6 protein-coding genes are annotated in these 13,940 nt (G+C 39.7%); 4 read left to right on the plus strand and 2 right to left on the minus strand.

Annotated features, from left to right (window positions below; all coding sequences use genetic code 11):
• Positions 1 to 57 precede the first annotated feature (57 nt).
• The 4 genes from ACY2RU_RS08330 (at position 58) to ACY2RU_RS08345 (ending at position 7,446) form a co-directional block, all read left to right on the plus strand.
• On the plus strand, positions 58 to 3,282 hold the full coding sequence (locus tag ACY2RU_RS08330; protein ID WP_490137978.1) for a VPS10 domain-containing protein: 3,225 nt from the start codon (positions 58 to 60) through the stop codon (positions 3,280 to 3,282).
• 11 nt (positions 3,283 to 3,293) lie between these two features.
• Positions 3,294 to 5,234, plus strand: a complete 1,941-nt coding sequence (locus ACY2RU_RS08335) for a S9 family peptidase (protein ID WP_490137979.1) — start codon at positions 3,294 to 3,296, stop codon at positions 5,232 to 5,234.
• Positions 5,235 to 5,401: 167 nt separating this feature from the next.
• Complete coding sequence (locus tag ACY2RU_RS08340) at positions 5,402 to 6,619, plus strand: bifunctional alpha/beta hydrolase/OsmC family protein (RefSeq protein WP_490137980.1); 1,218 nt, start codon at positions 5,402 to 5,404, stop codon at positions 6,617 to 6,619.
• A 242-nt stretch (positions 6,620 to 6,861) separates the two neighbouring features.
• Positions 6,862 to 7,446, plus strand: a complete 585-nt coding sequence (locus ACY2RU_RS08345) for a superoxide dismutase family protein (protein ID WP_490137981.1) — start codon at positions 6,862 to 6,864, stop codon at positions 7,444 to 7,446.
• Positions 7,447 to 7,666: 220 nt separating this feature from the next.
• On the opposite strand, the gene ACY2RU_RS08350 is transcribed toward ACY2RU_RS08345, so the two are convergent.
• Positions 7,667 to 11,107, minus strand: coding sequence for a M36 family metallopeptidase (locus ACY2RU_RS08350; protein WP_490137982.1), 3,441 nt, complete (start codon positions 11,105 to 11,107; stop codon positions 7,667 to 7,669).
• 144 nt (positions 11,108 to 11,251) lie between these two features.
• Entirely contained in the window at positions 11,252 to 13,891 is a 2,640-nt protein-coding gene (locus tag ACY2RU_RS08355) for a M36 family metallopeptidase (protein ID WP_490137983.1), read from the minus strand.
• Positions 13,892 to 13,940: the final 49 nt, after the last annotated feature.

Below are 13,940 nucleotides of genomic sequence, written 5' to 3' on the forward strand. Positions count from 1 at the left end.
GTTGTTTTCACTAACTTTAAATCGTAAACCATTTAGTCAACTATTAGCCAACCCATTATGAGAAAAATTATTTTCCTGTTGCTTATTTCTATTGCAACCACTTTATCTGCACAACAACTTACCAATGACCTTTTAAAAGACATGAAGCCTCGAAATATAGGGCCTGGCGGAATGTCTGGTCGTGTCACAGCTATTGATGTCGTAACCTCAGATCCCGACGTGATGTATGTGGGTACTGCTTCTGGCGGACTGTGGAAATCGAATAGCGCTGGTATCACTTGGCAGCCTGTATTTGACAATGAAAAAACCGCATCTATTGGAGCGGTTGCCATTCAGCAATCGAATCCATCAGTAATTTGGGTTGGAACGGGTGAAGGAAATCCACGAAATAGTCTAAATGGTGGCTTCGGAATTTATAAATCACTCGATGGCGGAAAAACATGGAAGTCGATGGGACTTGAGAACACAAGACACATTCACCGTGTGATCATTGACCCAACCAATCCAGATGTCGTTTATGTAGGTGCTATTGGATCTCCATGGGGAATTCACCCAGAACGTGGTGTCTTTAAAACTATGGATGGTGGAAAAACGTGGAAGAAGATTCTCTTTCAGAATGACAAAACGGGTGTTGCCGATATGGTGATGGATCCAACAAACCCAAATAAACTCATCGTCGCGATGTGGGAACACAAGCGTGACCCTTGGTTCTTTAAAAGTGGTGGTGAAGGCTCCGGTCTTTTTATAACATACGATGGTGGCGAAACTTGGGAAGAACGTACCGATAAAGACGGGCTTCCTAAAGGAGAACTCGGACGTATTGGTTTATCTATTGCTCCCAATAAACCAAACATCGTTTACGCACTGATAGAAGCCAAAAAGAATGCCCTTTATAAAAGTGAGGACGGCGGATTCACATTTAAAAAGATAAATGATAAAAGTGATATTGGTAATCGTCCGTTTTACTACAGCGATATTTTTGTAGACCCTCAAAATGAAAATAGAGTGTATTCAGTGTTCACCTATGTTAATGTTTCGCAAGACGGTGGAAAGAATTTTGAAGAACTTATGCCTGCTTATGGTGTAGATAATGGTGTGCATCCAGATCATCACGCATGGTGGATCCACCCTACCGATGGTAGTTTTATGATCGACGGAAATGACGGTGGTATGAACATCACACACGACGGAGGTAAAACATGGCGTTTTGTTGGAAACCTTCCCGTTGCGCAATTCTATCATATTAATGTCGACAATGAATTTCCGTATAATGTTTACGGCGGAATGCAGGATAACGGTAGCTGGCGCGGACCCGCATACGTATGGAAAGCCCAAGGGATTCGTAACAGCTATTGGCAAGAAATAACCTTTGGGGATGGTTTTGACGTGGTGCCAGACCGTGACGATAGCCGTTACGGTTGGAGTATGAGTCAGCAAGGTTCTGTAAGCCGCTATGACCATATCACTGGAAATAATTATACGGTAAAACCTACGCATCCAGATCCAGACGTATTTTTACGTTTTAACTGGAATAGCGCGATCAATATAGATCCATTCGACAATAATACCATTTACTTCGGAAGTCAGTTTGTACATAAAAGTAGTGACAAAGGACTCACTTGGAAAGTGATCTCTCCCGATCTAACTACAAATGATCCCGAAAAACAAAAACAAAGCGATAGCGGTGGAATCACTATGGATGCTACTGGTGCCGAAAACCATACAACCATCTTGGTCATTGAACCATCTCCATTAGAACGCAACATGATATGGGTAGGAACAGATGATGGTCGGGTACATTATACGCAAAACGGTGGTGCTACTTGGACTGATATCTCAGGAAATTTAAAAGGCCTACCGAAAGGCAGTTGGATCACACAAATCAAAGCATCTAATAAACGCAAGGGCGAGGCGCTCTTGGTTGCCAATGACTACCGAAGGTTTAATTACACTCCTTACGCCTATCGCACTACAAATTATGGAAAAACATGGGAACGCATTGTTGACGCAAACGATGTGGAAAGTTATGCTTTAAGCATTCTTGAAGATCCCGAAGAGAAGAATCTACTCTTTTTAGGTACAGACGACGGATTGTATATTTCAACCAATGCAGGAAGTTCATGGATGAAATGGACGCATGGTTTCCCTACGGTTTCAGTAAAAGATTTAGTTATTCAGCCAAGAGAGCACGATCTCGTAATAGGTACCTTTGGAAGAGCAGCTTGGGTGTTAGATGATATTAGACCGTTGCGCGCTATTGCCCAAAACAACAATATATTGAACAGTAGCATAACTGTGTTTGAGGCACCCACTGCCTATCAGGCAGCTTATCAACAACCCACAGGAAGCAGGTTTGGAGCAGATGCTATGTACCAAGGAGAAAATCGCGAATACGGAGCAGCTATTTCATATTTCTATAAGGCTTCGGAAACTGCTAAGACAGAAAAAGCTTCCGAAGAAGATGATTCAGATAACAAAGACGATAAAGACGAAACCGCTTCCGAAGAAGTTGAAAAAGGGGCATCTAAAGATTCTATTTATATGGATATTTATGACGGAAAACGTCTTATTAGGAGTCTAAAACGTAAAAATCACGATAGTACTGGCATTTATAAATGGTACTGGTATCTTGACGAAGCTGGTGTTGACAGACCTTCGAGAAAGATCAGAGAACGTAAAAATGAGCCAGGCGGAACAGATGTAAAGCCAGGTACGTATACCGTTGTTTTAACAAGCAATGGCAATGCAACCGAAACAAAAGTTACCGTAGAAAGTGATCCACGTTTAACTGTTTCAGAAAAAGCCATAACCGATGCATACAATGCTTCCAAACAATTAGAAGCAATGACACAAACTGCGGCAGATGCGGTGAAACAATTGGTTGAGAGCAAATCAACGGCAAGTGAATTCAGCAAAAAAATGAAAGCCGACGATGATAAAAAGTATAAGGATGAGCTGGAAGCGACCAAGGAAGTAAACAAAAAAATAGATGAATTGATTGCCCTTTATATAGGCAAAGAAGATAAACGTCAAGGAATTACTAGAAATCCGGAGATCAATGTTATGCAGCGCCTTCGTTCGGCGCGCTGGTATAGCGGAAGCAGACCTAATGGACTTACAGATACCGAACGCACTTTGATAAAGCACGCCCAGAATGAACTCAACGATGCTCTAAAAGAAACAAATGCATTTTTTGTAACCGAATGGGCAGATTATCAGTCTAAAATGAAAGACGTGCAAATTTCACCATTTACAGAAACAACCACCTTTAAAACTAACTAAAACCAGCTCATATGAAAAAATTAATCGTTCTATCACTCGCCCTACTGGCATTTACTGCCTGTAAGGAGGAAAAAAAGGAACCCGTTAGCGAACCGGTATCTGTTGCTCAATATACTATTGAACAATTCATGGATAATGAAAATGCTTCCGCGAATGGATATTCGGCAGATAAGACAGAAGTACTTGTTACAAGTAATCGTTCTGGTATTTACAACATGTATACAACCAGTGCAAAAGGAGGCGATCTAAAGCCTATCACACAAAGTGATAGTGCATCTGTGTATGGTATTTCATTCTTCCCAGAAGACAATAGAATTCTCTTTAGAATGGATGGAAATGGCGATGAGATCTTCAAGATCTTTATGAAAGATGGAGAAACCATTAAACGTCTAACACCCGAAAAGAATGTGCGCGCCTTGTTTAGAGGCTGGGCAAAAGACGGGAAGAGTTTTTTCTACGGAAGCAATGAACGTGATCCTAAATTTATGGATCACTACGAAATGAACCTTAGCGATTTTAACTCTAGTATGATCTACAAAAATGAAGACGGTATGAATTTTCAAGGCATGACCGAAGATCGCACCTACGTGGCGCTCTCAAAATCGATCAATACCAATGACACCGATCTGTTTATTTTAAATACTAAAACAAATGAAAAGCAAAAAGTAAATGATAATCAGAGTGGTAATAGTGCCGAAGACTTCTCTCCAGATGGGAATTGGTTATATTACACCACCGATGATGGATCTGAATTTAGCTACGTAATGCGCTATAATCTGAAAGATGGCACAAAAGAAAAAGTCCTAGAAAAAAATTGGGACATTAATGGATACATATTTACTCAAAACGGAAAGTATCAGATAACATATATTAATGAGGACGGCGCAAACGCATTGGAAGTTAAGGATGTTGCTACCAATAAAGCGGTTGAATTTCCAGCATTTGATAATAAAGAAATTACTGGTGTTTCTTTCTCTCGTGATGAATCTATGGCCTTATTGCGTGTAGGGGGTTCGCATACTCCTAGCGACTCATATTCGTATAATTTAGCGACCAAAGAACTAAACCAACTTACTACCAATTTAAATAAGGATATTAATGGTGACGACTTGGTTACAGCTGAAGTGATTCGTTATAAGTCGTTTGACGGACTCGAAATTCCGGCTATTTATTACAAGCCTAAGCAAGCTTCCGCAGAAAATAAAGTACCCGCCCTTGTTTGGGTACATGGTGGGCCTGGCGGGCAATCACGTCAAGGGTTTAATTCGACCATACAGTATCTTGTAAACCATGGATATGCTGTTTTAGCCGTAAACAACCGTGGAAGTAGTGGTTATGGAAAGTCTTTTTATAAAATGGATGATCTAAATCACGGAGATAAAGATCTAAAGGACTGTGTAGCGGGAAAAGATTGGCTTGCTGAGCAATCGTATATCGATGCCGATAAAATTGGTATTATTGGCGGTTCGTATGGTGGTTATATGACGATGGCAGCACTCACCTATACGCCGGAAGAATTTAAAGTAGGTGTAAACATTTTTGGTGTTACTAACTGGATTCGAACACTTAAAAGTATACCGTCTTGGTGGGAGTCACAAAGAGAAGCACTCTTTTTAGAATTAGGAAATCCAAATACTGCAGACTCTGTACGTCTGCGAGAGATCTCTCCCCTATTCCACACTGAAAAAGTGACCAAACCTTTAATGGTGCTTCAAGGAGCCCAAGATCCACGTGTGTTGCAAGCCGAAAGCGACGAAATTGTTGCAGGTGTTAGAAAAAATGGTGTACCTGTAGAATATGTGTTATTTGAAGACGAGGGGCACGGTTTTGTAAAAAAGGAAAATCAGATTGAAGCCTACGGAAGTATTTTGGAGTTTTTAGACAAGTATCTCAAAGGAGAAGGAATGCAGGCTATGGATAGTGAGCAAACCGAATCAATCGAAATTGAATGATTTAAAAAATAGGGTCTAAGACGCGTTATACCAAGTAGCGTCTTTTTGTCTAGCTTTAAAGCAAAGTATGTATCGTGCTGTAAGAAATATTTATTTTTTGCAGCACGATATTCAGTTATACCGTTAGTTTCAAACATAATTACCGACTTATATTAAAACCTGTCATTATGAAATCAAGTAAAATATCTTTTCCAAATCACCACGGTAAAATGTTATCAGGGCGTTTAGATCTTCCACTCGACCAAGACCCGCATAACTTTGCTATTTTTGCCCATTGTTTTACTTGTACAAAAGATTTTAGCGCTGTTAGGAATGTCAGTAAAGCACTGGCAAGTGAAGGATTTGGGGTATTGAGATTTGATTTTACAGGCCTGGGTGATAGTGATGGGGATTTTGCAGACACTAATTTTTCGAGTAATGTAGCTGATCTAATAAGTGCAGCCAATTTTTTAGCGAAAGAGCACAAGTCGCCTTCTCTTTTGGTCGGTCATTCTTTAGGAGGCTCCGCAGTCATTTTTGCAGCTTCTGAAATTGAAACTGTGCAAGCCCTTGCTACAATTGGTGCACCAAGTAACCCTGTACATGTTCAGAAACAACTAGGTTCACAAGTTGATGCTATCGAAAATAATGGAGAAGCAGTAGTAAGTTTAGCAGGTCGTGATTTTACGTTTAAAAAGCAATTTCTGGATAATTTAAAGGAACAATCTTGTCAAGATGCCGCTCGTAATTTAAAGAAAAAAGCATTACTCATCATGCACTCACCACAAGATGCTACTGTATCAATCAAAAATGCGGAGGAGATCTATCAAGCTGCTCACCACCCAAAGAGTTTTATTACCTTAGATGGTTCCGAACATTTATTGATCGATAAGAAAAGTGCGGCCTATGTAGGAAAAGTAATTGCCGGTTGGGCAGCGCGCTATATTGATGTACCTTCCGAAGAGATCATTCGAACAACACATAATGTTGTGGCTAGTTTAGATGACGAAGACGGTTTTACGACCAATCTAAAATTGGGTAATCATTATTCTAAGGCTGACGAACCGTTACGGGCGGGCGGAAACGACTATGGTCCTACCCCTTATGAACTCCTTGCGGGAAGCTTATCTGCATGTACTGCCATGACCATCCAAATGTATGCAAAGCGCAAGGGTTGGCTTATTGAGAATGTTGAAGTACATACCAGTTATTCAAAAGATTACGCTGCCGATTGTGCAAGCTGTGGAGATGATCCTTCTGCTAAAATTGACACCTTTCATAGGGAGATAAAATTGACAGCCGATTTAGACGAAAAACAGCAAAAACGTCTTCTTCAGATCGCAGATAAATGCCCAGTGCACAAAACGCTCCATAGTCAAACTCAAGTTATTTCGACCCTTGTTTAGTTTCACCAATAGTGAGATCAAGAAATCACCAATAGCCGGTACTGTTTGTCTATACAACATACAATGCTATGAAAATGATCTATTCTAGACCCAGTTCCTCGTTATAGTTGTGTTACATTATAGCTACAAAGACACTTTTTTTCGCAATAACTAGAGCGTTAAGATTGCTCTAAAATGTTGTGAGTGCTAAATTTGTATAGTACCTTTAATACAGAATAATCAAACAAAACAATCAAAATAACATGAAAAAAGTAGCAATCACATTGACAGCTTTCGCTTTATTAGCTCTAACCGGCTGTAAAGACGAAAAAAAAGACGCTGAAAAAAGCGCTGAAAAGGTAATAGAAAAGGTAGCTGATGACGCTCCTTCAGAAATCAAAAAAGTTACATTTAATTTAGAATCAAAAAGCAATTCGACCGCAACTGGAACGGTTGTTTTTTCTGAACAAGATGGAATTGTATCGTTAAATGCCAATCTATCTGGACTCGAACCAGGAACTCATGCGATACATATTCATGAAAAAGCAGATTGTAGCTCAGAGGACGCTACCTCTTCTGGAGGGCACTGGAATCCAACATTTAAAAACCATGGTAAGTGGGATGATCCTGCTGGCTATCACAAAGGTGATATCGGAAACTTTGACGCCGATGCTGATGGAAATGGTTTTGTATCGATGAAAACATCTGAATGGTGTATTGGTTGTGATGATCCTAATAAGAACATTTTAGGCAAGGCGATCATTGTCCATAAAGGTGCTGATGACTTTACTTCTCAACCTTCCGGAGCGGCTGGAGCTCGTGTAAGTTGTGGCGGAATTATTATGTAAAAAAAAGGAACAAACAAAAACCCCGATGGATATCCATCGGGGTTTTTTAATTTAGGACCAGTATGTTTCTTCTTAGGGGCACAGTACTATTTTAGTGCTTACTTTATGTTTCATAAGGACCCTCAAATGTATAGAATCAAATACAATACCAAAAGCTTTATTTAATAAAAAACCCGCCATCTAAAAGATAGCGGGTTTGTTTAATATTAAATGATCGTTATTAATTCTTAATGATCTGTTTTACAATACTTGCATCTTCGGCAGTAATGTTTACAAAGTACATTCCTGCTGCTAATTTAGCTATAGAGAAATTTGTCTCAATTCCTGCTGTAGATAAATCTAATTGCTGAATTATTCTACCATTAACATCCATAATTGTAGCATTAACTAATCTACTTGTGCTATTATTTACAAGGGTCAAGTTACCAGAAGTTGGGTTTGGATAAAGAGTAACATTTGCATTAAACTCATTATCATTAACACCAAGAACATCTTCGATTACCGTCACAGTAAATGTACAAGTATCTTCATTTAATGCTTCATCTGTAGCTGTCATTGTGACAATTGTATCTCCTGCACCGACTTGTGTTCCTGCTGCCGGACTTTGAGTAATTGTTGGTGAAGCTGTACAGTTATCTGTTGCAGAAGCTAGACCTGTATAATCAGGCATAGTAAACATAGTTCCATTTGGAATTGTTACCGTTTCATCTGCTGGACATGTGATCACTGGAACTTCTGTCTCAGCATCAACAGCCGTAGGTGTTCGTGCTGCTAAACATGCACCACCATCTAAATTAATATCGTCGTTTGGCGCGCCGTAGCTTGCTGCAAGACAAACATCAAGCCAGTCTGAAGCATCATCATTATCACCAATTCGGTGGAATGACTGACCACTACACGCCTGCGTGAATGATGTTCCAGGACCAGTCCAATCTAGGTCTGCTGCTGTTATATTGAATCCATTAATAGTTACATTGAATGTCGCGATATCTCCTGCTGAGAAGCCCCAGAATACAGAATCAACTACATTACCTACGTCATCAATAATAACAACCCATCCTGTCTGGCCACTACCCCAGAAAATATTACTTCCCCAGTATCCAGGTTGTCCATTATCATCAGTATAGTCAACCACCGAGTTCGCTGCCATATTTCCTAAAGTTGCAATATCTGAGTTTACAACATTAATATCGGCATAGGGGTCAGAACTAACTGCAACGCTATATCCTGTGTAATCTGTAGCAATTCCAACATTTTGTATTTCAAGTCTGTCTGGAGTTTCCAAAGTGACTTCAGAAATAACCAATTGAGACAATGGACCAGGAGCTTGCTCTTGGGCGTATACTGTGGTACTTATTGTTGGATTAAAGGTATATGATGTTCCTTCAAATAAGAAGTTTCCTCCGGTCAAAGCGTCATACCAGCGAATAACATTTGCTGGGTCACTTAATGTAGAGGTAACAGTAACCGAATCACCAGGGCAGAAATCTGAAGCACCTGTGGTCGTTGGGCCATCTGGCACATCAATCACTTCGACAATATCTGTATCTGAAGAAGCAATAGAACATGCTCCCGCTTGAACGTCATACGTGATAGTATGGAAACCAACACCTGCTACTGTAGGATCAAAAGAATAGGTATTCCCATTTCCGTCGTCGGTTACACCAGGTCCCGAGTATACTCCACCAAATGGAGTTCCTCCACTAAGACCCGTAAGAATTGGTGAGCTTTCACAAACATCACCAAAGGCAGTAAGACTTGCTACACCAGATGGTGTATCAAAAGCTTCCGTTCCATCACTTCTACTTCCAGAAGATCCTTGAGAAGCGCTAACTCCTAATCCTCGCGCAGCGAAAACATCCCAGATCAAGCATTCGTTTGCTCCTCCGTAAAGGGCAATGTCTGCTGCAAAAATGGCATCTCTACCATCTACAAAACCTGGATTACATGGTTGTAATTTCATTCCTTCCATAACAAGTGCCATGGCTTGAACGTTACCTTTATCAAGGGCTACATCACCAGCAAAGTTAAATATATCTGCATCATAACCGTATTGATCAACTAATGCCCAAGTAAGATCCCAAAGCATTGTTGCCCATACAGAACCTACACCATGAGGTACTGATTCTGTTTTAATATCGTCATATGTAAAAGGATTTACTGATGTATCTGTACTATAAGGGAATGATCTAATACCTCCCGCGTTTGGACCTTGGCCGAATAAATAAGTACCAACGCCACGAGCGTCTGTTCCTACATCCCCTGGCTCAATAGTTAAAACCGTTCCTAAATAGTCACTCCATCCTTCACCCATTTGTTCCGAATTTCCAAGACAGGAAGTATTTGCTCCTCCTCCAGTAAGTCTATTTGATACGCCATGACCATATTCATGAAATACAACCAGATTATCAAAATCTCCATCTTTATCGTTACAGATAAACATATTCATTGAAGGATTTTGTCCATCAGGAGGTGTTCCGAAAGAGGCATTACAATTTTGTCCAATTTGGGCGCCTGCATTTACAGAGTCACTTCCGCTTCCGCCATTTCCGTAGTTATTTTCTTGAAAATTACCAGCAGCTTCATCTAATCCATATGCATAAACGATATCGTGAAGCGCATTGTTTAAATAGAATAAATTAGTAATAGAAGCGTCTTCATACTGATTTGCGTTGGTATAAACTTGATCGAAAGGATATCCAACAAACTCCAATGTAGCACCACCATCTGGTTGGTAGCCTGTGTTTGCATCTTCAGCGTTTACGTTGTTACCTTGTGTTACCGTAAATTCTGCTCCAGGAGATCCGTCGGTATCATGCCATCCAAATGGCGATGCTGTAGGATTTGCAGCTGCTGTTAAGATCGATCTAGTTCCGTAGTACGGACTTTCTAATGGTAGTGCAAATACCTCATAACATTCTGTACATCCTGCTGTTGCTTCTGCAACTAACTCATCATAGTTAGGAATATCAAATAAATTTGCATTATAATCTAACAATTCAGCATGATCCTCGCTGTGGTCGTGCTCGATAGCACAACTAAGCATCCAGTTTAGCTGATCTATAATTGCTCCATTAGAAGCATCTACACGAACACTCCACCAGTTCTCTCTTGACACTTCTTCTATAGAAATATCCCAAGTTAAAACCAATTGGTTGTTGCTATCCTTAAAGTACACTAACTTAGCTGGGATGCTGCTACGAGAGATCCCTCCATCAGTTAATAAATATTCTTTATTACTCTTATTCTGAATAACAGAAACTGAACCAGAAATATTATAGTTTAATTGAGATGCCGCTGCTTGTACAGCTTCAACAGCATTCAATGTTGGTGGTACATCACTAATACGTCGTGCCGCATTATTAATAAAGTTATTGTTAGAAGTAAGTGTTTTACCATTTGGTAAAATATGAATACTGGAGTCAGTTCCATATACTTCAAAACCATTAGCTACCTGCCTAAAGTAAATGTGGTGAACGCCACTCGTTTTACTAGTATGTTGGCTCGTTATAGCATAGTTAACATCTTGTGCTAGCAATTGGCTATTCTCAATAAGCTGTTCAAAATGTGCGTTTAGATTCGGACTTGAATTTTGGGCAGTTAATTGTGTAGCAAAGACACATGCTAAAATAAGCAAACTGCAGAGTAGTTTCGTTTTCATAGAAAGATGTTTAAATTAAATACTGAATTGATGTAAATTTATTAAAAAATGAAGCTTTTACCAACAATTATTGAATTTCTTGCAAACTTTAACTATAACAGAATGAAACTGTATAAATAAATGGGTATTAAACCGATACCTAGCTCATTGTTTTATAATTCGTTTTAGGATCAATTCTTTTGAAGTGTGAATAGTCATGAAGTACAAGCCAGCATCAAGTTCAGATAGAGACAATTGATAAACAGCTACTTTGGGTGTAAGCGGTATTGTCTTTATCAGCCTACCTCTTACATCAAAAAAGGATACTTTATCAATATCTAAAAGCAGATCATTAAATAACTCAAGAGAGCCATCTGATGGGTTGGGAGATACTTCAATTGAAGCATCGAGTAAATCCTGTGGAATCGACACACGCTCTACTTCAACCATAAACGAGCACTCAGAAATATTTCCGGAAAAATCTTCAGAGTACAAAGTTACTTGTTGAATACCTAATGAAAAAACCTCCCCAATAGGTGGCAACTGACTTACTACCGGGTTTTTATCACATTCATCATAGGTACTAACGCGTCTTGTATAGTCGGGAACCAATGGCAAAGCTTCTGTTGTCATCTCTATAAGAACGTCATTACCACATGTAATTTGAGGGGCAGTTTCATCGAGGTAAATGGTTAGGTTGGCTACATTTGAAGAAGCAATACTACAATCAGTATCCATTACCTCATATGTTATTATATGTTCTCCTTGTCCCGCCTCAGCGATATCCAAATTAAAAGTTAAGCCGTCTCCATTATCTATAACCCCTGGCCCACTGTAAACACCTCCATAAGGTAATCCCCCAGACAGGTTTGTTACAATTCCGTCTCGATAGCAAATAAAAAAGTCATCAGTAAAATAAGCATAGTAGCTAGGCTCGGCATATGATTCAATACCATCGGTAATGGTATCTTCATCACCTTGTGATGCCCCTACGCCAAGCCCTCTTTTTGCAAAGGCTTTCCAAATCAAACAATGGTTTCTTCCTTGATAAATAGCTATATCTGCCCTAAGAATTGCGTCTCTAGCACTTACAAAACCAGGCTCGCAAGGTTGTAGTTTCATTCCTTCGGTAACCAAGGCAAGTGCTATAATGTTGCCGGCATCTTGATTAACATCTCCTGTAAAAGCGGTTAGATCTTTATTAAAACCGTGGCTATCTATTAATTCCCAAGTCATTTCCCAAAGCATATTTGCCCAAACCGAACCCACTCCATGCGGAATAGACGCGCTCTTAATATCGTCATAAGTATGTGGATTTATGGCAAAGTCTGTACTGTATGGGTATTCTCTAATTCCAGGGCCATCTGGACCTTGGTCAAAAAAGAATTTTCCAATATGCCGTGGCGTATTTCTGGTATCTTCTTCTTTCATGGTTAGCATCAGGGCATACCAATCTGCTACGCCTTCAACTGTTCTCTCAGCATTGTACAAACAAAGAGTAGAGTTAGGGCCGCCGGTAAGGCGTCCATAAATCCCGTGGCCATATTCATGGATGATCACGGTGGCATCATAATCTGCATCTCTACCTCTACATATATTAGTGGTCATAACGCCTTTAGCGCCATCCGGCCCAACACCAAAGGAAGAATTACATTTATTTGGACTCTTTTGTACTTTCGCCTCAACATGATCACTGCCAGCTCCTCCTAAATCAAAATTTGTTCGTTGAAAATTTCCTGCAGATTCATTAAAACCATACACAAACAAAATATCATGAACTTTGTTGATCAAATAGAACACATTCGTGATTGATGCGCTTTCATACTGATCATTTTCTGAATATTCATCTCCAAAATCAAAACCTGTAAAATCAAAATCCTCTCCTCCATTGGGTTGATACCCATAATTGTCGTTTGCGTCAAATGCAACTACATTATTTCCAGATGTCGTCAATGCTGTTGTAGTAGACCCTTCCACAAAATAATGCCAACCTCTAGGCGATGCTACAGGATGCGCTGGATCAATAACAATCTGCCGTTCTGCTTCATACGGACTCTCAAATGGCAGAGCGATGACCTCATAGCAGTTTGAGCAATTTGTACTTTCTCCTAGCTTAGATCTATAATGATCTTCCAATTGAGGAAAAAGAACCATTGGGCTAGATTCTTCTGAAATAGTACATTCCTGAACCCAGTCTAAAATTTGAATGATGTTTCCTGTTTGTGCGTCTACAATGATGGTCCATCCCGCCCCGCTCTGATCCTCCTGAATGAGAAACTGCCAAATAAGTTTGATCTCTTCGGAAGGCATTCTAAGCCATTTCAAACTTGCTTTCGCCATACTAAAGGTCATGTCCTCATCCCCAAACTCAATATTTTTTGCATTTTTCGCTTCCGAAGTGATCTTTAAATTTTTCAATGAAGTATAACCAAGAGAGTGTATTGCCGTTTTAAAACCTTTGAAGGCAGTGACTCCTGGTGTACTATTTTGAGATTGTCTTTTTAAATCGCTAGAAAGAAAGTTGATATTTTTAGAGATCTCATCTCCAGATTTTGTTGTATGAAGTGATGATTCTGTACCTAAAATTTCTAGACCATCGAGTTCTTGTGAAAAATATATATGCGTGGTCTTGCTTACGGAACTTTCGTAACCACTCGTAATTACAAAGGAGCTTCCAAGCGGTGTTAATTGAGCACTTTGTACGTGACTAGCATATTTCTGAAATGCAGCTGTATATTTCTTTTGTGCATGAACACTTCCGAAGAAAAAGAAGAAAACAAAAAGGCAGATAACAAAAACTCTCATAATGAAGGTATTAATGGTTGACTAGAGCGCAGGTGAGTTACAAAGCCAT

It is taken from the genome of Ulvibacter sp. 2305UL32-6, from assembly GCF_058148545.1.

What these genes read in the sequence shown, in the direction of transcription:
- ACY2RU_RS08350 (WP_490137982.1), bottom strand. Translation starts at nt 11,107, where the DNA reads ATGAAAACGAAACTACTCTGCAGTTTGCTTATTTTAGCATGTGTCTTT.
- ACY2RU_RS08335 (WP_490137979.1), top strand. Translation starts at nt 3,294, where the DNA reads ATGAAAAAATTAATCGTTCTATCACTCGCCCTACTGGCATTTACTGCC.
- ACY2RU_RS08330 (WP_490137978.1), top strand. Translation starts at nt 58, where the DNA reads ATGAGAAAAATTATTTTCCTGTTGCTTATTTCTATTGCAACCACTTTA.
- ACY2RU_RS08345 (WP_490137981.1), top strand. Translation starts at nt 6,862, where the DNA reads ATGAAAAAAGTAGCAATCACATTGACAGCTTTCGCTTTATTAGCTCTA.
- ACY2RU_RS08340 (WP_490137980.1), top strand. Translation starts at nt 5,402, where the DNA reads ATGAAATCAAGTAAAATATCTTTTCCAAATCACCACGGTAAAATGTTA.
- ACY2RU_RS08355 (WP_490137983.1), bottom strand. Translation starts at nt 13,891, where the DNA reads ATGAGAGTTTTTGTTATCTGCCTTTTTGTTTTCTTCTTTTTCTTCGGA.